This window comes from Putridiphycobacter roseus (assembly GCF_003234935.1).
GTDB lineage: Bacteria > Bacteroidota > Bacteroidia > Flavobacteriales_D > Crocinitomicaceae > Putridiphycobacter > Putridiphycobacter roseus.
In genome coordinates, this window is sequence record NZ_QKSB01000005.1 from 263,287 (window position 1) to 287,627 (window position 24,341).

At 33.3% G+C, this 24,341-nt stretch carries 16 protein-coding genes and 1 CRISPR repeat array; of the genes, 5 read left to right on the forward strand and 11 right to left on the reverse strand.

Annotation, left to right across the window (positions count from 1 at the left end; translation table 11 throughout):
- Positions 1-71: 71 nt before the first annotated feature.
- Positions 72-746, forward strand: coding sequence for a DNA alkylation repair protein (locus DNU06_RS10425; protein WP_111063272.1), 675 nt, complete (start codon positions 72-74; stop codon positions 744-746).
- Here the strand turns inward: DNU06_RS10425 and ung are convergent.
- From ung to DNU06_RS10450, 5 genes are all read right to left on the reverse strand, one after another.
- Complete coding sequence (gene ung, locus DNU06_RS10430; protein WP_111063273.1) at positions 735-1,409, reverse strand: uracil-DNA glycosylase; 675 nt, start codon at positions 1,407-1,409, stop codon at positions 735-737. The genes DNU06_RS10425 and ung overlap by 12 nt on opposite strands.
- A 274-nt stretch (positions 1,410-1,683) precedes the next feature.
- A CRISPR array of direct repeats spans positions 1,684-3,173; the repeat unit is 50 nt; unit sequence GTTGTGATTTGCTTTCAGATTTTTGTAATTTTACAGTGAGGAATCACAAG.
- 104 nt (positions 3,174-3,277) lie between these two features.
- Positions 3,278-3,616, reverse strand: coding sequence for a CRISPR-associated endonuclease Cas2 (gene cas2 / locus DNU06_RS10435; protein ID WP_111063274.1), 339 nt, complete (start codon positions 3,614-3,616; stop codon positions 3,278-3,280).
- A complete protein-coding gene (gene cas1 / locus DNU06_RS10440) occupies positions 3,616-4,506 on the reverse strand; it encodes a type II CRISPR-associated endonuclease Cas1 (RefSeq protein WP_111063275.1) in 891 nt (296 codons plus the stop codon). Before cas1 ends, cas2 begins: the two co-directional genes overlap by 1 nt.
- Positions 4,507-4,593: 87 nt before the next feature.
- Positions 4,594-8,742, reverse strand: a complete 4,149-nt coding sequence (gene cas9, locus DNU06_RS10445) for a type II CRISPR RNA-guided endonuclease Cas9 (protein ID WP_111063276.1) — start codon at positions 8,740-8,742, stop codon at positions 4,594-4,596.
- Between the two features lie 367 nt (positions 8,743-9,109).
- On the reverse strand, positions 9,110-9,823 hold the full coding sequence (locus DNU06_RS10450) for a 3'-5' exonuclease (protein WP_111063277.1): 714 nt from the start codon (positions 9,821-9,823) through the stop codon (positions 9,110-9,112).
- Between the two features lie 107 nt (positions 9,824-9,930).
- Here DNU06_RS10450 and DNU06_RS10455 point away from each other — a divergent pair, with 107 nt between their 5' ends.
- Both DNU06_RS10455 and DNU06_RS10460 read left to right on the forward strand, forming a co-directional pair.
- Positions 9,931-11,457, forward strand: coding sequence for a tetratricopeptide repeat protein (locus tag DNU06_RS10455; RefSeq protein WP_111063278.1), 1,527 nt, complete (start codon positions 9,931-9,933; stop codon positions 11,455-11,457).
- Positions 11,458-11,535: 78 nt separating this feature from the next.
- Positions 11,536-12,084: a hypothetical protein gene (locus DNU06_RS10460; protein ID WP_111063279.1), complete on the forward strand. Its 549-nt coding sequence runs from the start codon at positions 11,536-11,538 to the stop codon at positions 12,082-12,084.
- A gap of 88 nt (positions 12,085-12,172) precedes the next feature.
- Here the strand turns inward: DNU06_RS10460 and DNU06_RS10465 are convergent, their stop codons facing one another.
- From DNU06_RS10465 to DNU06_RS10475, 3 genes are all read right to left on the reverse strand, one after another.
- Positions 12,173-12,688: a gamma carbonic anhydrase family protein gene (locus DNU06_RS10465; protein WP_111063280.1), complete on the reverse strand. Its 516-nt coding sequence runs from the start codon at positions 12,686-12,688 to the stop codon at positions 12,173-12,175.
- Between the two features lie 109 nt (positions 12,689-12,797).
- Complete coding sequence (locus DNU06_RS10470; RefSeq protein ID WP_111063281.1) at positions 12,798-16,196, reverse strand: choice-of-anchor I family protein; 3,399 nt, start codon at positions 16,194-16,196, stop codon at positions 12,798-12,800.
- A 484-nt stretch (positions 16,197-16,680) separates the two neighbouring features.
- On the reverse strand, positions 16,681-17,565 hold the full coding sequence (locus tag DNU06_RS10475) for a T9SS type A sorting domain-containing protein (RefSeq protein WP_111063282.1): 885 nt from the start codon (positions 17,563-17,565) through the stop codon (positions 16,681-16,683).
- A gap of 180 nt (positions 17,566-17,745) precedes the next feature.
- On the opposite strand from DNU06_RS10475, the gene DNU06_RS10480 reads away from it, so the two are divergent.
- Together DNU06_RS10480 and DNU06_RS10485 are read left to right on the forward strand one after the other, a co-directional pair.
- Complete coding sequence (locus DNU06_RS10480; protein ID WP_111063302.1) at positions 17,746-18,639, forward strand: flavin reductase family protein; 894 nt, start codon at positions 17,746-17,748, stop codon at positions 18,637-18,639.
- A gap of 13 nt (positions 18,640-18,652) precedes the next feature.
- Positions 18,653-19,012 carry a DUF3127 domain-containing protein gene (locus DNU06_RS10485; protein ID WP_111063283.1) on the forward strand — a complete coding sequence of 120 codons (360 nt, stop codon included), beginning with the start codon at positions 18,653-18,655 and terminating at the stop codon, positions 19,010-19,012.
- Positions 19,013-19,076: 64 nt separating this feature from the next.
- On the opposite strand, the gene DNU06_RS10490 is transcribed toward DNU06_RS10485, so the two are convergent.
- The 3 genes from DNU06_RS10490 to DNU06_RS10500 all read right to left on the reverse strand — a co-directional run bounded on the left by DNU06_RS10490 (position 19,077) and on the right by DNU06_RS10500 (position 24,337).
- A complete protein-coding gene (locus DNU06_RS10490) occupies positions 19,077-19,694 on the reverse strand; it encodes a polysaccharide deacetylase family protein (protein WP_111063284.1) in 618 nt (205 codons plus the stop codon).
- 9 nt (positions 19,695-19,703) lie between these two features.
- On the reverse strand, positions 19,704-23,564 hold the full coding sequence (locus DNU06_RS10495; RefSeq protein ID WP_111063285.1) for a glycosyltransferase family 117 protein: 3,861 nt from the start codon (positions 23,562-23,564) through the stop codon (positions 19,704-19,706).
- A gap of 197 nt (positions 23,565-23,761) precedes the next feature.
- Positions 23,762-24,337: a DUF2892 domain-containing protein gene (locus tag DNU06_RS10500; RefSeq protein WP_111063286.1), complete on the reverse strand. Its 576-nt coding sequence runs from the start codon at positions 24,335-24,337 to the stop codon at positions 23,762-23,764.
- Positions 24,338-24,341: the final 4 nt, after the last annotated feature.

The window sequence follows — 24,341 nt, forward strand, 5'->3', positions numbered from 1 at the left end:
TTCTTCTTTATGCCTCAAAAATAGCTATTAATCGTTAATTACTATACTTTTATCTACAATACTTTATAAACATGATTACCTTAAAAAAGATTATTGACTTATTTGAACAGGAACAAAATAAAGTAGCGAGTGATAAAATGAGTGCTTATTTGAAACATCAATTCAAATTCTATGGTATCCGCAGCCCAACAAGGAAGCTAATTACTAAACCTATTATTACAGCAACTAAAACCTATTCTAAATCCGAAATTAAAACTTTAGTCACGGCATTATGGGCAACAGCATACCGTGAATTACATCATTTAGCTTTAGACATTTCAGTAAATTATTTTAAAAAAAACACCGCAGAAAAAGACCTAGAATTTTTTATTTGGATGGCCACCAAAAATCAGTGGTGGGACTCCATTGATGTGATTGCACCAAAACTTATGGGTAATTACTTTTTGTTGTTCCCTGAAAAAAGGGAAGCATTCATTGAGAAATGCCTTACTTCAAATGACTTTTGGTTGGTGCGCTGTGCCATTTTATTTCCCCTCAAATACAAAGAGAGTACCGATTTGGATTTGTTATTTGAAACCATTTTAAAAGTACCCAACACCAAGGAGTTTTTTATCCATAAAGCCATTGGATGGGTTTTGAGAGAAAATACCAGGCTATACCCTGAGGCCGTTATTGATTTTGTAAGAGATCATGAAAACAAACTAAGTAATTTAAGTAAAAAAGAAGCCTTACGCCTAATTAAGTGACCAGTCAATAGGTTGCTCCCCTTGTTTTATTAAGTAATCATTGGTTTTAGAAAAATGTTTGTTTCCAAACCAGTACCCCCTATTGGCGCTTAGGGGAGAAGGATGACCCGTTTTAATTACAACGTGTTTTTTACTGTCAATTTTTACGCCTTTTTTATGTGCAAAACCACCCCACAACAAAAATACCACTCCTTTTTTTTCAGCAGAAATTTTTTCAATTACTGCATCTGTAAAAGTTTCCCAACCTTTTTTTTGGTGACTTCCAGCTTTGCTTGCTTCTACAGTAAGGGTTGCATTAATTAATAAAACACCTTGTTTTGCCCAGGGACTTAAATCTCCAGACAGCGGTATTGGTAAATTCAAATCCGAATTTAATTCTTTAAAAATATTGACCAAGGAAGGCGGCTGTTTTATGCCTTGTTGTACAGAAAAACACAAACCATTAGCTTGGTTAGGACCATGGTAAGGATCTTGCCCAATAATTACCACTTTTACTTTATCAAATGGACAATAGTCAAAGGCAGCAAAAATCTGATCTTTTGGTGGGTAACAGGTATGCGCCGCATATGCTTGATTTACAAAATCAGACAATGCTTTAAAATAAGGTTTATTAAATTCTGTCGATAAAACCGGTTCCCAGGTTTTTAAAAGAGATAAGTCCATTATTTTTTGGATAAAGTTAGTGGAATATTTTATTTGCTAAAGCGTAACCACTTACTATTAGTTTGAGGCTTTTTTACTTTCCAAGCCTTTTATCAGTTCGCTAACGCGCAAGACATATTTTTTAACTTGATTACTAATGAAATACAGTATTTGTGCTGAGCATGCGCTTACGAAGTGTCAAAATATAATTTACTTTTAAGCGCGAACGCTTGCGGGATGTAATTTTACAGTGAGGAATCACAAGTGAACGACCTTTGATAATGGACGGGTTCTTGTTGTGATTTGCTTTCAGATTTTTGTAATTTTACAGTGAGGAATCACAAGGAATAGACGCACGTTTAACCGATATAATATGTTGTGATTTGCTTTCAGATTTTTGTAATTTTACAGTGAGGAATCACAAGTATTAGAATTTATAGACGACCAGAGAAACGGTTGTGATTTGCTTTCAGATTTTTGTAATTTTACAGTGAGGAATCACAAGCGTAAACTTGAAGACGGTTTAGAAGAATATGTTGTGATTTGCTTTCAGATTTTTGTAATTTTACAGTGAGGAATCACAAGAGCAGACCGTTATACAAACGTGGACACTGGGTTGTGATTTGCTTTCAGATTTTTGTAATTTTACAGTGAGGAATCACAAGCTATCTCATCATCCTTTGAAGGCATTAAAGGTTGTGATTTGCTTTCAGATTTTTGTAATTTTACAGTGAGGAATCACAAGGTTTTATTTAATTTTATTTATTGTGGTATTGTTGTGATTTGCTTTCAGATTTTTGTAATTTTACAGTGAGGAATCACAAGTAAATAGCTTTCGACGTTGTGGTCGTGGTGGTTGTGATTTGCTTTCAGATTTTTGTAATTTTACAGTGAGGAATCACAAGTAACAGATAATTAAATGGCAACGATAAACAGTTGTGATTTGCTTTCAGATTTTTGTAATTTTACAGTGAGGAATCACAAGGTGCAAAAGGAAATTAAGAAATTACAAGAGGTTGTGATTTGCTTTCAGATTTTTGTAATTTTACAGTGAGGAATCACAAGTATCTTTAATTGTTTCCTGTCCACAAATGTGTTGTGATTTGCTTTCAGATTTTTGTAATTTTACAGTGAGGAATCACAAGTTGGTACAATTCACCGTGGACACCATCACGGTTGTGATTTGCTTTCAGATTTTTGTAATTTTACAGTGAGGAATCACAAGTGCGGTTTTAAACATGGCAGATTATCCAAGGTTGTGATTTGCTTTCAGATTTTTGTAATTTTACAGTGAGGAATCACAAGGGTAAGGAATGCAGGCAGTTGTAATGAGGTGTTGTGATTTGCTTTCAGATTTTTGTAATTTTACAGTGAGGAATCACAAGACCAAATTTGGAGTGATAAAGATTATAATGGTTGTGATTTGCTTTCAGATTTTTGTAATTTTACAGTGAGGAATCACAAGTAAAGCAAAGGAAGACTTATCTAGTCCAGTGTTGTGATTTGCTTTCAGATTTTTGTAATTTTACAGTGAGGAATCACAAGAAATGAATCATTTATACCCGTCAATAGGTCGTTGTGATTTGCTTTCAGATTTTTGTAATTTTACAGTGAGGAATCACAAGCATTAAGCCTGTCAACCATATCGTGTATTGGTTGTGATTTGCTTTCAGATTTTTGTAATTTTACAGTGAGGAATCACAAGTTTTTCTACTCTTAACAACATAGCCAACATGTTGTGATTTGCTTTCAGATTTTTGTAATTTTACAGTGAGGAATCACAAGGTCGATTAAAAACACTTATAATCAGGTGTTTTTAATCGGTTTTTATAATTTAAAAAACTCCTGTTTTTTATTATCCTCATTACGTTGAAGGATTTTTTTTAATCCTAGAATAATTCTAGCTGTTGCACAGGTGCCGGATTTTCTGAAATTTTATGCCCGTGAAATATCTCCATATTGCCAAATTGTTTGTCAGTTACTTTTAATATACCAACTTGCCCATGTGCCGGTAAATTCATTTTTGTTCGTTTAATATGAACTTCCGCATTTTCTCTGCTGGGGCAATGCCTTAAATAAATAGAAAATTGAAACATGGTAAAACCATCATCCAATAAACGTTTTCTAAATTTTGAAGCAGCTTTCCGGTCTTTTTTCGTTTCGGTTGGTAAATCAAAAAAAACTAAAACCCACATAATTTGATATGCATTAAAACGTGTAAAATTCATTAATAAAGGATTGGATAGGCTATTAATCTACTTTCTCCCATCAAACATTTAACAAACGAAGCGGTGGTACTTGTTATAGCTACCATCATTGGTCTTGTCTTTTGCATTATCTGCACATCAACCGTTGCAATGGATAGTAATTTTGCTTTTAACTGTGTGGTTAGTTCAGCAGGTATGGGTTCAGTTTTTAGTATTTCTAGTACTAATGCATCCACATAGGGGCGGTAAGGTTCCATAATATCGTCCGCCAAACAGTAAGCATTGTATTTATTGCGGTGAAAAATACCTAAGGTAGTATTTAGGCCACTACTTACCAATGCCCTGGCAACCATTGCGCGTAAAATGGCATAGCCATAATTTAAGGCATTATTAGGGCTTTCACCATCAGGAAGCCTTGTAAAATTATTAAAAATATGCTTCCAATAAAATTGAGCTGCTTTTCCTTCCATATTGGTGGTGTCACCCGATTTAATGGCAAACATATATTCCACCATTTTCTCGTATGGTTGGCCTATTTTTTTTAGGAGTAACATTTGCTGGCTAATTTTAGCTTCAACCGTTTGTTTCCATAATTGCTTTTTTAATGGTTCCGAAGCATTTATTTGATATTTTAAGCGCTCAGAATGTTCGGTATGACCAGTAAAAGGAAGCATGGCAGCAAATGGCAAGTGTTGTTCATCACAGCTGATGATACAGGTGTTATTCCCTTGCAGTTTTATTATCAATAAATGTGTAATAGTAATTTGCCAATGGTCTAGCATTAGCAAGCCAATATCTTCAATCGGTATTTTACCTTTAATGGCGTCAGACTCTACATCTCTAATCACCATTTGTTGGTGTTTTATGCTTAAGTAGGCCGGCGTACCTATATAAATTGTCCGTTTAATCATTTATCCGTTAAATGTTTATTACATTTATTATACGGCATAAACACACTTTAAGGTTGCAAAAGTCACAAATAATTTTTTTAAAAATCTCTAATATTCACCTATTTGAACTATTTGCCCAATGTGATTTATTCGTATTTTAATACAATTTCCTAAATTACTTGGTGTTTGTATGAAATGGTATTTTTCACCGATTAATAGTTTCAATTTTTTCAAGTCATCACCTGTTGTTGCCATAGTTTCTAAATGGTGTGTGAATAGGTAATTTTTTGTTGAAATTTTTTGAACTCTAAAGAGATATTTACTTATTTCATTTCTATTTTTCTCATCTAACAAATCTTTCTTATCAAAGTTAAAGTCTTCAGGTGGAAAAAGAAACATTTCATTCTGTTTCATAGTAAATAAAAAGGTCCACCCAAGGTCACTATTTAAAGTTTTATCAATAATTGGCTGCTCGGCATTAACTCTCGCAACTGCTTCGTAAAAAGAAACCACACTTTCATGTAATTTTCCCGTTTCGTCTTTATAAATTGCCACATGATGATTATTTCCAGTACTTACAAAATCTACCGGTTTTTTCAACCCATCTTTAGCTACAATTTCATTACCAAAATGATCTTTTTTAACGTGTAAAGCTTCCGCATTACTCACTCCAGATATTTTAACCCTTTTTATAGCAATCCCTATTTCATGTGGTAGGGGTTGATTTTTATTCTTCCATTCACTTTTTTCAAGTGGGGTTTTTAACCATATTGGGTTTTTATCAAGGTTAGAAAAAGCCTCTTTTTTGTTATTATTATATTCATCTAATCGGTTTTGAAGAATATTTCTGACGCCCTCATCTACCACTTTTTCAATTTTTAAATCAGGGGTAATATCTTTTCTAATGGTATAAATTTCTTCAAAGCACCTTACTTCAAAAATGGGTTCTCCTTTATAAAGTATGGGTTCTTTTTTTAAGGTTTTAGCATCAAAAGCCTTTTCAAAATTGTTGTCAAATTTTGCCAAGTGATTTTGTAATAAATTTTTGATATTTAAATCTACAACTAAGTTTAATTGTTGAAAAGTAAACTTTTTAGATAATTTAATTTTCTTTTGTAGTTCTCGCTTGCTTTTACCATAGACCGTTTCTTTGTGCAACTGACCTCTTGGTGTAAGTTGCGTTGTAAATTTATACTTATCCTTTCCTTTGATTCTTGTTTTATTTACATTTTTGGTTACTACTTTGTTTTTTGCCTTAAATGAAATTAAAATAGATGCAATATGCTTTTTTGCTACTGTTCTAAAATTAGTAATTGGTGGTGTAAATATTCGCTTGGTTTTTCCACTCTTTGTTTTTATAACAGAAGTAACACTATTTTTCAAATTCTCAAACCTTTTATCTTGGTTAGCAATAGCATTTAGGTTATTTAAATATTGAATATGGTTATGGGTGGTAAACGCAACTGTTAGCGCATCCATTGCGTGATGGCGGTGATCATTTCGTTTGGTCCAATCTTTTATTATTTCAACTTTTTTACCTTCTTTTCTTTCTTCTATTTCAGTTAAACCTGCCAATTGGTATTTAGCTAAGTTCAACTCTTTCATTACATTAATTAAGTCCCAATCTTCCCTTAATTTACTTGTAATATTGCCATTGGTTGTAATCACATTTTCGAAAACTTCAAATAGCATTTCTTTTGCTTTTTTGGCTATATATTGGCTATTTTTTAAATCTCTTTCAATAAAACCTTCAGGTAATTTTTCCCTACTTGTTTTTAATTTTTCAAATTTGCCCTTACTAATACTTCCTTTTCCTTTATCATACAAATTTTCTATTCTTCTATTATAGCTTTCCAGTTCCGAATTATAGTCATCTGTAATAAAATCAATCCCCGTCCTTGCCCCCTTTTTTAAATTAACTTCTCTAAAAGCTAAAGTTTTATTAGAAAATGAATCATCAAACAATAATGCTTTTGGAATGATGTGTTCTATGTCAATTTTTTTTGAAAATAAATCCTTTTTTTCGATATATTGATTTGAAAATATTGTCTTGTAACCATTTCTTTTCAATTCCTCGTACAATTTGTACCTAACTACATCATTTTTTGTTGGGTTTGGTATACCAAATTCTTTTGTAATTAGTTTTCTAAAATCATCATTGGCTTTAGTCGCTTTGTTAATGTAGGAAGTCATTTCTGCTCGTTGCTTTGCAGATTTTTTCAATTCTCGTGCTAATTCTATTCTAATTTCGTCAGGCTTACCATATGTATTAACAATTTCGTTGATTACATTAATCATTTGGTTCAAAATCTTTTCTACAACCGGGTTGCGAAGACTGTTTTTGGGAACTAATTCTAGTTTTTCTTTAAGCTGTCTATTTTTTAATTCTTCTTTTGTTAAACTACTCGAATGGTTATATTCTGCTAATCGGCATGCTTCGGCATAATCATTTCCACTTTGCAGAAAAGGTATAATCTTCTTAATAGCTTTAGCAGAAAGGCTACCATAATCTTGTTGCAGACTCATATTTGCAAAAAGATTACCGTACTTAGGCTCAATACCATATTTTCGCTCAAGTATTTTTTTAATAGCTACATTTGAATTTCCATATTTAAATTTATCTGCTTCATCAATTTTATGATCGTCTTCCGCAGAATATAAAAGGTGCCATAATTGATAACTTTCTTGCTTGTCAACCTTATTTAAATTAACATCAAAATCTAGAATTTTAGGCTCAATTCCAATTTGTTTAAATACTTGTCTAACCTCTTCTTTTATTTCTAAAGCCGATCGTTTATTCCAGTCGAAGCCATATCCTTCCTCGGTTAAAATATGTTGATATATATTGTATAAACTTTCATTAGTTCTATTACCTTCAACTCCTTCCGTATAATTCGATTTCCATTCTTTAGGTCCATATCCAAAAAACTTTAGTACTTCGGTTTCTTTTAAGTTCCCCCTTATATTAAGTTCAGCAAATAGTAACTCTCTATCGTCTTCACTTAACGTTTTTTGTTCTTTGGTAAGTTTATTAGTAAAAACTAAATTGTTTATATTTTGCCAAATCTTAAATTCTTGGAACAAAAAAGAAGATTTTGGTATAGCTTTATGATATTTTTCAAATTCGCATTCGGCAATTAGGTGCTTTTGTGACTTTAGTTTTCTTTGATAAAAGATAATAACATCTCTTATTTCCGCTTTTAGTTTTTCGGTTAATTCAGTGTGATATTTAGCTTGTGTTTCCCAAATTTGCTCAAATTCATCTAAATAGTCTTGTCTATAAAACACTTGATTTTTTAAACTAGTATGAAAGTTTTCCTGAATTTGTCTGTAAAGGTTTTCACCAACCGTTTCATTATTAAAATATAACGCTTTACTTCTATCACTAATTGCTCCTAAATATCCACTTGAATTATTTAAATTATTATTGATTTCTTGTAGAACAATTGCAAGATGTTCAAGATTTATTTTTTCTTGTAAAGCTATTGTTCTTAATTCATACTTTTTCAGCTTTATTTCTTCCCTTTTTCCTTCTAACTTAATGCCTTCAATCGAAAAAGGATCTTTACAAATTGCCCAAGTAGCATTGCTTCCTTTTCCTTCTAATTCTATTAATAATTTATCTGTTAATAAATTAGGATAAAATTGTTTTTGCACATTCCAAACTTTATGAAACTCACTTTGCAGGTCAGAACGATAAAAGTCTGGGATAAATTTTTTCTCTTCTTTTAATAAATTATAAACGTATTCTCCTGGGGTTAAATTTGCTTCATATAATTCCTTCGCAATAGCCATACCATCAATTAAGCTCCCCTCTTCATCATTTTTTGCTTTTCTACTGCTTTTATAACCTCTCTTTTTATTTATTGTCAATAATATTTTTGCGAAATCTTCTAAACTCACTTTTTGAGTTGCAGCTTGTGCTCTTAATTGTAAAGTGTTATGCGTAGTATTTTTACCAACCTCCGTCAAAAGTGCGTCATCTGCAATAAGTTTATTAAAAATAAGAAGCTCAATTAAATGTTCTCTTCTTTGTTTAAACCTCTGCAAGTTTCTTCGTGCTCCTCTTTTTAATGTTCTATCCGCATTTGTTGACAAAGGCCTTCCTTTTTCAAAATCAGTTTGCTCATCTACTGTCAATGGATTCACCCTTACACCTAACTTTATAATTTCTGAATTACCATCTTTTACTTCATTTACCAAAGCCCATCCAATAGACGTTGTCCCTAAATCTAATCCTAAAACTTTTTTTCCCATTTACTAATAAATTACCTGCTATTCTTAACTTCCAAACTATGGAAATTCACGTCATTTTTTAAAGTCTGAATCTAAGTATTTTAACTGAAATAAAAAACAGGATTTTTCCCTTTTTTTAATATCGAATAAATAAAATTGATTTTGTATATTTGAAGTCTGAAAGCAAATCACAATAAGGATTATTCCGTTGTGAAAACATTCAAAGCGGCGAGCAATCGTCGCTTTTTTAGTTTGTTTTAAATAGTGTTTCTAAGTGCTCGCGTTTAGTAGCACAAATAAATGCAACATTAAAAGTGAGTAGTAAAAAAGCTGTAGTGAGTAATTATAACCCTATTTAGTAAAATTGTACTATCAATTATTAATCTACTCACCCTATATTCTCTTCTTTTACCAATCCCTCATTTCTAAACTTCAAAAACAATTGAATCAGTGCAATGACATCTTTTTCGCAGTACACTTTAATTCTTTCTAAATCATCTTCTTCGTAATAAACGCGAGCTACATCCGCACCCGAAATATCATCTTTTGGTGTTGGCACATTAAAGATATGACACAAAAGCGCAATAGAAGTATAATGTTTATAATCCCCAAATTTCCACAGTTCCATGGTGTCTAATAAATTAACTTCCCATGGTTTTTTCCCTGCTATGTCTAAAATATCCGGAATATCAATTCCGTTAATCAACATCCTACGAGCAATAAAAGGAAAATCGAATTCTTTTGCATTGTGACCACATAAAGCATGGTTTGGTGTATTATAATAAGCCATTAACATTTCCGCAAAATCGAGCAACAATTTGTGTTCGTCATGGTTGGCAAAAGACTTCATTCGAATGGTTTTACCCGTATTTTTCTCCTGTACAATGCCACAGGAAATGCATACAATTTTACCAAATTCTGCATATACACCAGCACGTTCATAAACATCTTCCGCTGTCAACCCATCCTTTTGAAAAAACTTAGTTTTTTTAGTATATAAGTCTGCTGTTTTCTCATCTAACTCACTAAAAGCATAAACTTCAGGTACTGTTTCAATATCAAGAAACAATATTTTTTCAATGTCCATTTTTTGTAAACGCATATCTTTAAGATTATTGGTTTAACTAATATAGGATAATTTCTATTTTATCCAACAATTCTCTATTAAATTTATATCTTAGCTAACTAACCTAACCCTTTTAAAACCAAATGATGCACAAATGCATTCTCACTTTATATTTATTATTTTTTTGTATCCTATTGCAAGCCCAACCGCTGTCTAGCGCAAAGGCAAAAGATTCACTTTTTAAAATTACCCAATCAGAAACAACACTAGATAGTGTAAAAATTGACACCTATTATCGACTAGCTCAAATATTTGTCCATCAAAACCCCGACACTACTTTTTGGTTTGTAGAAAAGGCCATGCAATTATCAGAAAAAATTGATCATGTAGATGGCATGGGACAAGCTTATGGTTGGATGGGATATTTAAATGCGGAATTGGGTAATATTCCCGAAGCCATAAAATTCAACCTAAAAAGTTTAGATATTGCGCAAAGAATCAATAATAAAGAAAGCTACCCTGTTATTTTAAACAATTTAGGCATGTTACACCAAGAGTTGTTGAATCATGACCAAGCCATTAAATATTTTAATGAATGCGTGCTGCTAAACATAGCATTAGACAAACAAAAAAGTTTAGCAACAAATTACAATAATTTAGGTTCAGCCTATCGCTATAAAAAGGTTTATGAAAAATCATTAGATTATTATAATAAAGCTTTGGTTATTCGTAATGAAATAGGCGATCAAACAGGCATTTCTTTCTGTTATAGTAATATGGGAACTGTATACGAAGAAATGGGTAATACAGATAAAGCGTTAGAATTATACAATAAAAGTATAACGATTAGAAGGAAAGAAAAAGTGAATAAAGGACTAGCCATAAGCTTATTTAAAGCAGCAAATATTTATAGCGCCAACGGAAACTTAAAAAGAGCCAAAACCATGGCAACCGAGGCGCATGAAATTGCGCTTAAACATGGTTATTCACACGAAATTTCAAAGTCGGCACAGGCATTATATTTAATTTATAAAACAGAGAAAAAACCAGGCTTAGCTTTAAAATACCATGAAATATACAGTGAGCTACATGATAGTTTAAATAGCATTGACAATCAAAAAGCCGTACTGCAAAGCAAGTACCAGTTTGATTACAACCAAAAAGTAATGATTGACAGTTTAGAAAACGTTAATATATTAATTGAAAATGAATTATTAAACGAGGAAAATGCTTTGATAGCCAGTAGAAATTCCGTTCAAAGATTATGGTTAGTAGTAGCTATTTTGGGTATTCTAATATTATTAAGTATTTTATATATTTTCAGGAAAAATAACTTAGCTAAAATGGACAGTTTACGGGAAGAAATACGTTTCAGATTGAACGAGACTATGGCCCTGAAAAATGAAATTGAAGATTTAAATACAGCGAGCTCAGAAAATAATAAAGGATTAAATATTGTATTACAAGACAAATTGAGCAATAGGGAACAGGAAATTTTAGAATTATTAGCCACTGGGATGTCTAACAAAGAAATTGGTGAAAACTTATTCCTTTCCGTGAACACCGTAAAGACACATATATTAAGCCTTTACAATAAATTAGATGTAAAAAACAGAACCCAAGCCGCCATCAAAGGAAGTTTACTAAAAAGCCAAGAAATCCAAAATTAAAAGAGCATTTCACCCTTTAGGGTGAGGAATGTTTTATGTTTTTGTCATAGTTTTGAGTCAAATCATAACACAAACAACATGATGCATTCAATATATTTAAGTCTTTTACTTTTTTTCACTATTAGTACTGGTAGCCCTTTGCAAACACCTGCGAAAAAAGTTCCTGTAAAAAAATGTGAAAATGTGGCAATTGGTGGTGGAAAAGCATTTACGGATGACCTAAAAAACGGGGTAAAATTAACTGATTTATCTTGGGCTTGGAATAGTTCAGTTGCCTGTTTTCCAGAAACTCAAAAAGAGAATTATACCGGAAATCATTTGTTGTTTGAAACCGAAATTCCAGCTAATTCTGTGATGACCGTCACTTTAATTCCCAAAAAACCAGGCACTAAATTGAGCTTATATGGTTACCAAATTGGGGTCAACAACAATGCAATTGTACCGCAACTATCGAGCTGTGTAACTTGTGAAGCAGACAATAACCAGATGGGAAAGGCCAAAAACAATATTAGAAGTATCAGGTTTAACGCCATTCAACGTCCTTATAAAATAATGATTGGCATTGCAGGCGTAAACGGACTTACTGCAGGTGAGTTTGACTTTCAAATTGTAGTTAAAAACAGATAAAAGAAAACCCAAAAACCATACCACATAGGTTTATCGTCCAGTTGCTTTAGCACTGGACGATTTTTATATTTTATATTCAATGCTACAATTATGCTTCGAGCCAAGAAGCATACATGCGATAATTGGTTGCAATTCGCTTGACTTCACCTTCGAACATTTCTGGAGAAAGATCTTTTACCTTTTTTGCCGGTACACCTGCCCATATACTGCCCGACTTTACATGGGTTCCTTCTAATAAAACAGCACCAGCCGCTATAATACAACCCGACTCAATCACACAATTATCCATTACAATGGCGCCCATGCCAATTAACACATTATCGGCCACTGTACAACCGTGTACTAAAGCGTTATGACCAACAGAAACATTGTTTCCCAAAATAGTTTTGGTCTTTTCGTAAGTACAATGAATCACTGCCCCGTCTTGAATGTTGACATTGTTTCCAAACTGAATCGTATTTACATCACCTCTCACCACTGCATTAAACCAAACACTGCAATTTTCACCCATTTTTATATCCCCCACTAAAGTCGCATTTTCTGCCAACCAGCAAGAAGTTGGAATTTGCGGGGTGTTGCCCCTACAAGATTTTATCAAAGCCATAATATCATTCTTTTATTTATTCAAAATTAAAATAATAAAATGAAAAAAGGAGCTCCAAACGGAACTCCTTAAAAAAACATCAAAGACTTAATTATGTTATGAAGAAAATTTACTTTTTGATGAATTTTAATTGCTTTCCATTACTTGTTTTCAATGCGTACATTCCAGGGGATAAATCACTAATATCAATTGCATTTACTTGATTAGCTGCAAGCACTATTTTACCGGAAAGGTCTATCACCTCAACATTCAATATTTTATTGAAATTTAAAACCTCAGCTGCAGGGTTTGGATATATTATCAATGTTTTTCCATCATAATCATCTACCGAAGAATAATCGCTAAAGCTAAACATGCTAGACGTTGCAGAACATCCGTTAACATCTGTATAGGTCACACTATAATCTCCATCAACTCCTGGCACAAACGTTTGATTAATTGCTCCTGTAACTTCTCCATTTACATCATTCCATTGATTGCCGTTTACTTCAGTTGAAGAAAGCGTAAGTGCATCAATTTGTGAAATTGTAGGTGCAATTGGATTTGCAAATACCTCCATGTGGTTTGTGCTCATTAAGGTGTCTGTACCATTTACATTACTCACAATTAACTGTACATCATATTGTCCTGCAATGGTATAAGTTACTGTTGGATTTTCTAATGTAGATGTTGCTGGTGTTCCACCGTTGAAAGTCCATTCCCAAGTATCTTGCACCCCTATAGATTCGTTAGTATAGTTCACTGTGGTACCTTCACAAATTGTATGGTCATCTTCATTGAAATCTGCAAGTGGTGGTAAAATAATGGTATGGTTGATTTTATAAATAGTAACTGTACCACTTACCTCATTAGAAACAATGACTAAAGCAGTATCAATTGGACTATTATTATCATTTACAAAGATAATTCCTTCAGGACCTAAGTCACCAGTTGCAGTAGCTACGTCTCTGTTATTAATGTACTGTACAAATAATGGGTTGGTAACATCTGACACATCATACACCATAATCCCACCCACTCTTTCTAAGGTAATAAAAGCATAAACAGTATCGTTAATCACACCGGTTACAATTCCTTCCGGTTCTGGCCCTTTATCATCCGAGCGGTTTTTAAAAGAAACATTGCTATTACTGGTATTAAAAATACTTGAAAAAGTAGCATCTGCTGCAGTAATTTGCTCAAAGTCATCTCCACTATCGTAAACCAATACGCCATTTTCATCCCAGATAGAAAAAGAACGTGCGCCGAATGAATAAATTTCATCAAAGTCTCCATCATTATCTATATCTCCTATGGTGTTGGTAGTTTTTAATCTACCTCCATTTAAATCATCTTTTAAGATAGGCATAAAGTCACCAAATATAGTTGAATCAAGCGGGTAAGAACCATCCCCGATTCTTTCCTCTTCTTCAAGACCATTGTAATCTCTAGAGTCACCTTCGTTAGCTGTCACTAAATATGTGGAAGTACCTACTGAAAAAGAAGCAATCGCATCTGGTTGATACATTCCTTTTGTTGGCCAGTTGGCTATTAATACTTCTGAATTATCATTGGAAACATCCATTGCGTTTCCAGGCAAACTATGGTCTTTATATCCTAATGGATAAATATCCGTAATCGTGTTGGTTGCTAAATCCAATTTAGCCAATGCATTATTTTCTTGTAAAGTAATCCAAGCAATAGTTGAAGTTTCATTTACAGTAATATACTCCGGCTCTAAATCCTGTGCTACTGTTGAACCTGGTCCGTAAATATTCACCCCACTTGCTTCTAAAGCTACTTGTTGTGCATTAAAACTTGTAAAAGTAGCGTTGGTAATGGAAGCATTTAATACCCCATTTGAAATATCGATTACACTGATCGAACCTTCTGGATCATTGGTATAATTGTCATCTGGTTCTCCTTCATTTGCCGACAATACTTTGCTGTGGTCTGGGGTAAAAGTTACCATGTCAGGCATTGCACCAGCAGTCAGTTGATTTAATAAAGCACCACTTGCGTCCAAAAACACCACACTACCTGCCAATTGCGGGTCTGTACTATTTTCCATAGCCAAAGCAATTGTATCTCCCCAAACTGCAATACTATTTAAATTACCATATGTACCTATCGCTATTGTTTGTAATAAAGCCCCATTGTGAGGGTCTGAGATATCCAACACTTCAATTAAATTTGAAGTAGTATTTCCGACAAACAATTTTTTAGAACTTGGGTCATACGCCGAAATTTCAGCAGATCCAGTCGGCACAGTGTAAGTATAAATTGGCTCCATGTTAATTGATCCATTTCCTATTGGCGCAGTAAATTCATCATCCTTGATATAAACTGTTGCAATATTTGTCGATCCGATTTCCGTATTTGAAGAATCTAAGAATATTAAACTAATGTATTCGGTTCTTTCGGTCAACATATCATCTACTATGTTAATGTCAAAATTCATAGTTGTATCCACATTTCCAGGGAAAGTTAAACTAAGCGGGACAGAAAAATCATTTACGTCCGCAGTACTTCCAGTTGAAACTTTCACCTTTACAATACTCGGCATACCGTTGCTGTTTGTTAAATCTAATCCGATTGAAACAAGTCCTGCAGTTTCATCAAAAGTAAGGTTAGAATTTACAACATTAACCAAAGGCATATTAGCTTGAGGTGTGAATGCGCCTGGTGAAGCAAATACCGTTGAACCATTTACTATGCCGTATTGAATAGACCCAGCCGTCCAGTTACTTGCCATTTCATTAGGTTGGTTTATATCTATAAGTTCAATGGATGCACCATCACCGTCAGGATCAATTGGTCCAGTTGGCCAAGGCGAAGCATCATCATAATCCACTGAATCTATAGTAATTCCGAAAGTATTTACAATTTTTAAAAGCTCACCACCATTGCTTAAGGCACCTGTAAATTCGCCATTAAACGCCATTCCAAAAAATACTTCTGCAACCGCCTGGTCTACTGCGATTAAATAAAATGCCGCAGGACTTAAGGTATCGGTCGGGAAAATATAGTTAACCCCATTTGTAAATTCAAATCCACCTAAGTATGCATCTGAAGTACCATTGTTATAAATCTCGATAAACTCTAAAGAATCTGTACCTGATTCAGGAGAATTGTACATGATTTCAGTAATGATAATATTTGGTGTTGAATTATTGAAAATAAAACTGTGATTTGAATTAACCATCACATTGTTATTAGAAGAATTATCAGCTACATTCGAAACTGTAATTGTATTGGTAACCCCTAAATCTAAACCACTTGCTAATGTTAAAGTAACTGAATCCATTTGCATACCAGAAAACACTGCTGTGTTGACCGTACCTAAACCGGTATAGTTGAGCACATCACTAGCTGTCGCTAAAGTTACATCTTCACTAAACACAACCAATATTTCAATACTAGTAATTGGGTTTACAGCTGTTACAACTGGTGCAGTCACATCCAATTGAGCGGATCCTTGGAATACTATTCCGCCGATACCTATTAAGGAGAGTAGAATTTTTTTCATCTTACTTTTTTTTACAAAAGTAAAGCAGTAAGCTACCAATGCTTTTACCTAGCAGTTATGCTTGCATTAAATAAAAATGTACAAATCCATTTCGGCTTAAGTTAAGTTTGAAATTAGGTTAACATTTAAAGTGTATTACATTGAAAAAGGAACCAAAAATTATTAAAACGCGCTATAACCCTTAATATTCATAGTGATAAATCAGTTAATATTAAGTTGATACTGAATTAAAACAAAGAGATAGTTGCATGGGTTAATTGTATATAAATTTTCATTTCCCAGGACTTCATCCTTTTTTGAATTTAAAAAACGATAGCCATTTACTCCTTTGGGAATAAAGAAAGTTAGTTTAAGCATTTCCTCCTAAAACCTTTTATCATTCTAACAAGTTGAATAATTATACGGATACTCTTTACCAAAAATAGTTAAAAGAGAAATGCCTCTACTATATCAAAGGGCACCTTAAAAAACTTTTCACACGATTTTAAAATAGAAACTTCTCTTTATAAACCACCTTTGAGTCTTGCGTTACTTGATAGATATATACGCCTTGCGGGTGATTAAATGGAATAAAAGTTTCCGTATTGTTTAGCGCATGTGTTGCCATTAATTGACCTTGCATATTAAACACTTGAATGTTTGCGTTATTGTTTGATGCTTGCACTACATTTATGTATTTTCCTTGATAATTAGCTATAACTTGAAATTTCACTTCATCAAATGTGGCCAGGTTACCTGCTGTTGAATAAATAGAGATTTTTGCATGAGCAGTATCGGTACAATCGTTGTAATTCTTTGCTATGAGTGTTACATCATAAACTCCAACTTCATAAGTAATCATGATGGGGTTCATATCAAAGGTGTAAATAAATCCATTTGTAATGCTAGTGTCCAAATTCCAATAAAAAATGGTATCTGAAAGCGGGTTACCCACTTGAAAAGAACCTGTGGAATGATTCTCTAAAGTAACGTTTACTGAATTATTCCCCTCATACGCATCATTACCTAAATCAGTAAGACCATTTGAAACTATGTTTAATACTGCTTCGGGATTAATGGAATCTACCATCATTGAATCAATAAAATAAGCTCCTGATATGGTATCAAAAACTTCTAATACGTACAAGCCCGGTTTTGGAATAGATAAATTGGAAAAATGAGAAACAACCAATCCTTCTGGATTCGTCCAATCGATATAATGATTTCCACTACCACCTGTAACCACGCAGTTTAAAAGGCCATACCCATTTTGATAATTTGTAGTTCTACAAAAAGGTTCAGAAACAATATTTGAAATCACCGTCAACGCTTGAGATTGTGCATCATTTCTAAAAAAAAGTATGAGCAAAAAAAGGGTTACAATTTTCATAATAGATAGTTAACACTAACAAGTATACTGATAATGTACGCCTTAAACAAATTTACCTTCGATTTAAAGAAATTACTAATTGGACAATTTTATTTGCGCGTGCAGATAATGTTAAATAAATTCCATGATTGTGAATTACTTTTTTTTAGTCCCCATAAAAATTTAATACCTTTGCAGTTGATGTTAACAATTGATCCAAAAACCATTCCGGTACCACAACTTCACGGGTACTTATTAGGCGCTATAGGCCCTCGTCCGATTGCATTTGCCAGTACGGTAGACAAAGACGGGAATCCTAACTTAGCCCCTTTTAGTTTCTTTAATGTTTTTAGTGCAAATCCGCCAATATTAATTTTTTCTCCAGCAAGAAGCGGCAGAACAAATACAACAAAGGACACTTACAACAATGTAAAGGCAGTAAAAGAGGTAGTAATTAATATTGTGAATTACGATATGGTTCACCAAATGTCATTGGCAAGTTCACCATTCGAACCAAATGTGGATGAATTTATTAAGACTGGCTTTACCAAAGTTGCTTCAGAAACAGTACAACCATTTAGGGTTGCCGAAGCACCAGTTCAATTTGAGTGTATCGTCACAGAAGTTAAAGAATTGGGCCAAGATGGTGGTGCAGGAAACTTGGTATTTTGTGAAGTGCAACGCATCCACATTGCGGAAGAAATTTTAGACGAAAATGGTAAAATTGACCAGCACAAAATTGATTTAGTCGCAAGAATGGGTGGCAATTGGTATTGCAGGGCAGATAAAAACTCCATGTTTGAAATTGCCAAACCAATCACTACTATTGGGATTGGTTATGATGCCATTCCAAAAGACATTTTGGAATCTACCGTATTGACAAAAAATGATTTTGGACAATTAGGTAACATAGAAACCATTCCTGATGAAACTGAAGTCAACGAATATAAATTACTTGATTTAAGTGAATTATTTATTGAATTTGAGGACGATCAGAAAACATTAGAAATAAAATTACACAGCTTAGCAAAAGAAAAATTAAAAGAAAATAAAGTGGACGAAGCGTGGAAAACACTCTTGTCCTTTAATAATTAAATAAATCAAAACTATGTATACGTTAAAAGGTGAAATTAAAGTAATAGGTGAAACACAAAATATCACGGATTCTTTCAAAAAAAGAGAATTTGTAGTATTGGACGCTTCAGGTCAATATCCACAAACCATCATGTTTCAAGCTGTACAAGACAGATGTGACATGTTGAATGCTGTAAAAGTAGGAGATATGGTTGAAGTAGTGTTTTTCTTAAGAGGAAGAGAGTGGACAAATCCAGAAGGTGTTGTGAAGTACTTTAATTCATTAGATGCTTGGAAAATTAACCCAGCTTCAGAAGGAAGTAGTGCTGCACCTGCAAGTGCTGAAAACGCTGAAACATTTGTTGCTGAAGGTGACGACGATTTACCTTTCTAAATAAAATATTAAACAACATTATGAAAGTCCATTTGCCTAGCATTTGGACTTTTTTTATTTAAATTTATCGGGGAATGGCTTTAAATTGAAACCCTTTTTCGCTAAAGTATGTCAAGATTTCTGGCAACAAAACGCGCATATTTACAAAAGCTTTTTCGGAATCGTGTAAGACAATAATATCTCCTGCTTTGATCTTTTTTTTAGCCTGTTCGACTAATTTTTCAACTGGTATTTTTAAATCAAAATCATAAGATAAGTAAGACCAAAATATGGTTTGATATCCCGCTTTTTTTAACAGATTATGCTGCTTAAATTTTAATTTTCCATAGGGTGGACGGAATAGTGTAGTAGAAGTATATCTTGCCGCTTCTTCCACATCTGCTAAAAAAGCCTTAGTACCGCTTTTACGTCCATTTAAATGACGCATAGAGTGATTCCCAACTAAATGTCCATCTGCAATTATTTTAGACATTAATAAAGGGTAATTTTTACTGTTTTTTCCCAAACAAAAAAATGTTGCTTTGGCATTATATTGCCTTAATTCCTGTAATATCCAGTCTGTAATTTCAGGGCAGGGACCGTCGTCAAAAGTTAAGTAAAGGATAGGATTAGATGTAAAAATACCCCAAATCGAATCGGGATACAATCTCCGAAGCCATTTGGGGTATTTAAATATTCTCACTTATCTATTTTAAGGCTGTTGGCTTGTAAATTGATTAATTAAACCACCAACAGATCTGTTATAAGCATTTAAAGCATCCGCTTTTCTATATTCGTTTTTCTTAGCTTCAAAGGCCATCATGTACTTTTGAACAGCATTCTCCACATTTGTTTTCAATTCATCACTGCTATTTGAATATACCACACTTACTGTCTGATAAATCGTCAACATACTTCTTAAAACATTGGAAGCATCTTCGAGCATGGATTTTGAAAATTCAGCATCCACATCTAAATAATAGTCTAACTCTTCTTCATAAACGCGCATAGCTTCGGCAGCAAGTGCTTCACCTTCTGCATTAGCACCAACACTTAAGTAACCACTAACATAATAAGGAATCAATCTTCCATAAGGTACTTTATTATTTGGCATTACTTCTAAAGCACGATTAAATAAACTAACAATCTTCTCTTTTGTTTCTGCCTGAATCAATTCCAATTTTTTCATTTCTGTAGAAGCACTATCTCCATCAATGTTGGCAAAGAACTCAAGTTTACGACTAGCTAAATCATAGTCTTCCGCATATGCATCTGCCAAAACACTAAATTGAATTTTATAATTACTCACCCCTCTTTTAGTGTAATAATCAACCAAAACTCCTTCTTTTTCCATATTACCCCAGATATACTTATTCATTATATTTTCATAAGCTACATCTTTGTTAACTTCTCCAAAAGAATTAGGATTTCTATTCTTATTAATTTCTAATGGCACCAATTTATAGACTAAGCCTTCGTTGAAGAAATACTTTTGAAGTCCTAAATAAGTAGAAGGTGAAGCTGCACCTGCGAAATACAAATCTCTTTCCCAATTAAAGTTACTTATTATATTTAGGACCATTATTTCAGCCTTAGTAATATAATTTTTACCACTAGGTAATTTCCATCTCAACTCTTTAGCAATTCTATCGTAGTCTTTTTCAGCAACAATACTATTTAATTTCACATGTTCTGCATCAATTGGCATAGTAAACCCACGAGACGGCAATAAAAATAATTTATTTCCTTGGTTATCGAATAGATTTTTTTCATCATGTAAAAATTCCATCACATAACTTAAAGGCAAGTAATCAAAACTATCGTTAAAATCTTGTAACACTTTTTGAACAGCTTGTAATTGATGTTCATTCAAACCTAATTGATTCCCACTTTTCATTAATTTAAATACAAAATCTCTGAATTTGTAATAGGTACCTGTTTCATTAAAAGTTTGCACAGAAATTACTACTTCAGGTTGTGTACTTGCTAATTTACTTTGTGCTAAAATAGCGTACAATTGTCCACATGCATTTTTAAACCCATTAGCAAATACTTCAGGATTATTTCGCATTTTTAAATCCATGATTTCTTTACCTTGTCTGTTTAAAGATTCAGATTGCATGGTCAACTGATTTGAACTTTGGACATAAACTACATCTAAGTATCTATTTTGACGGTATTCTTCCTCCTCAAAACTAATAGGTAATGGATCCGAATCATAGGCCTTACGTTTCATTTGTGCTGTATACCAATCTGTACTAAATAAGCTTAAATTACAAACCCTTAAATCAGTTTGTTGTCCTTCCACCTCTTGTAAGTACCATAATGGGAAAGTATCGTTATCTCCATTAGTAAACAGAATAGAATTAGTACTACAGCCAATCATATAGTTATTGGCTAATGCTTTTGCCGTATACCTGCCAGAACGATCATGATCATCCCAACCTTGCATACCCATTAGAATTGGTACAGGTAAGCAAATCAAAGTAGCGATTATAGCCAATTGTGCTTCGCTTTTAACCGTGCTTTTCAACCCAACCATTATTGCAAAAGCCAATACAATCATAGCAGAAATGTATAACATAGCGATTCCTGTAGCTGTACCACCAATAAACAATATAACAGTAAACACACCTAAGCCCATAGCTATTTTACTTAATTCTTTCCAATCCATAGATTTATAGGCTTTAAAAAGCCCTAAAACGGATAAACCTATCCAAAAAGAGAAAGCATAAAAAGAAGCGGCATAAGCATAATCTCTTTCCCTTGGCTCAAATGGTTTTTGATTCAAGTAAATGATTACCGCCACACCAGTTAAAAGAAATAAAATGGTAATTAACCACCAGGATCTAGATGCTTTTAACATGGTAAATATAAAACCGATTAATCCTAAAATTAATGGTAACATATAAAATTTGTTATGTGAAGCATTATCCTTTATGATAGAAGGTACTAATGTTTGGTCCCCAACATGATATTTATCGATAAAATTTAAACCAGAAATCCAATTACCATCTCTAGCATTACCATGCCCTTGTTCATCTGACTGTCGACCCGAAAAATTCCACATAAAATAACGCCAATACATCCAATTGACTTGGTAATTTACAAAGTAAGAAAGGTTTTCAGAAAATTCCGGTGTTTTGGTCTTACTCGTCGCTCCCGACCAGCTCAAATATCCACGAACATGACGGTCTTCAGAACTATACATCCTAGGGAAAACTGTTGATTGTGCAGGATTATATTTAGGTTTTTGATTTTTACCATCAAAGGACTTGTAGTATTTTTCCACTACTTTTCCTTTATTACCGGCAGCAAATTCATTCGCTTCCGCTTCCGTTTCAAATCCAGCAATATCTTTTAACCCACTTTTATCTTGTACAACAAATCTTCTTAAATAAACATCTGAACGATCTCCCCATTTATTTCTACTCAACGTTTTTGCATTAAAATATTGACCATATAAAATTGGCCAATCTCCATATTGCTCACGCTTTAAATAAGACTCTAAACTTACCAAGTTTTCTGGATCATTTTCATCCAAAGGTGGATTAGCATTCGAACGAATTACAATCATTGCGAAACAAGTGTAACCAATCAATAACATAGAGCCACTCCAAGTAATAATATTTAAAATGGGTTTATTTGTTTTTCTAGAATACATTAACAAAGCGACAATTATTCCAGTAATTAGGATAAAAAAGAATATGGCACCTGAATTAAATGGCAAACCGAAAGAATTTCTAAAAACTCTTTCCATTGTTCCAGCCAAGTTAATGGTAACGGGAATAATTACAGCTTGAATAATACCCAATACAGCTACCCCAATTACACCTGTAAGGATAAAACCTAACCAAGTAGTTTCTTTGTACTTTTTAAAATAAATAACATAAGCCAATACCGGAATACACAATAAGTTCAATAAGTGAACGCCAATGGACAATCCAACCATGAAAAAGATAAATATAATCCAGCGATTTGCATTTTTAGATTGTATTTCTTCGTCCTCTGGAAATGCTTCTTGATCAGTCAATTCAGACTCCCACTTTAGAATGGCCCAAACCACCAAAGCAGTAAAGAAAGAGGACATGGCATAAACTTCACCTTCTACCGCCGAAAACCAAAATGAATCCGTAAAAGTATACGCTAAAGCGCCAATGATACCACTTCCTAAAACAGCCCACTTTTCACCAGCCGTTAAAGCAGTTCTTTTTTCTACAGCTATAGCAGCGGGTTTGGAGAATAAATTATCATTTGGACTTAAAATAATTCTTTTGGCGATCATGGTAATAGACCAAAACAAGAATAATATCGTAAAGGAACTACTTAGGGCAGACATTAAGTTTACCATATATGCCGCTGATTCTGGTGCCGCAAAAACAGTAAATAGTCTTCCCAACATCATAAACAAAGGTGCTCCTGGTGGGTGACCCACCTCCAATTTGTATGCTGTAGTAATATACTCACCACAGTCCCACAAGGAAGTTGTTCCCTCTAAGGTCAATACATAAACGAGTGTTGCTATTAAAAAAACAGCCCATCCGATATAATTATTCAGCTTTTTGTAGTCCATAAGAATTTATGTTATGGTTGCGAATTTAAAAATATAATTCGGGAATTTATATTAAATATTCCTAATTTGATTTATCAATCTGCATTTTAGCTGGATAAAAAGAATAAAATAGGGTGATAAAGCCATTTTTAAAAATAAAAAAGCCCCTTTAACATGGTTAAAGAGGCTTGCCATTTTATAAATGAAAAAAATTGTTTTTAACGCATTCTACCTTTTTTACCGTTGGCCATTTGGGCCATTCGCATTTGGTTTTTAGAAGTAGACCTACCAATTTGCTTACGCATGTCTTTGATATATTCCGTTAACATTCCTTTATCGTCTAGTTTTTTAGCCTCGGTCAACATCAATTCCGCTTCCTTTCTTCTACCTGACCCCATGCAAATTGCCGCTAAATTTAATTTAGCCATTGCCTGATCGTGACGTTGCTTTAACCCAATATTTAAGGCCTTTCTAAAGAACGACTCTGATTCAGACATTTTAGCTTTATTACCTCCAGCTAAACCGGATAAATAATAATAGTAAGCCCTTTGCCCCTTCACCAAATATTGTGGTTGCTTAATTCTACTTAAATACTTTAATGCTTTTTCTTGATTTTGCAGACGCATTTGGTTAAATGCCAATAAAATCCATTCGTTTCTAAAAATGGTTAATACAATAACTGCAGTCACAAAAATCATACTTATCCCCCAACCCCAAGAACCAACTGCAAATAAGTAAATGGTGTATGCAAAAGATGCTAATGATAATAATATTTTAACGAGTAATCCAATCATAATT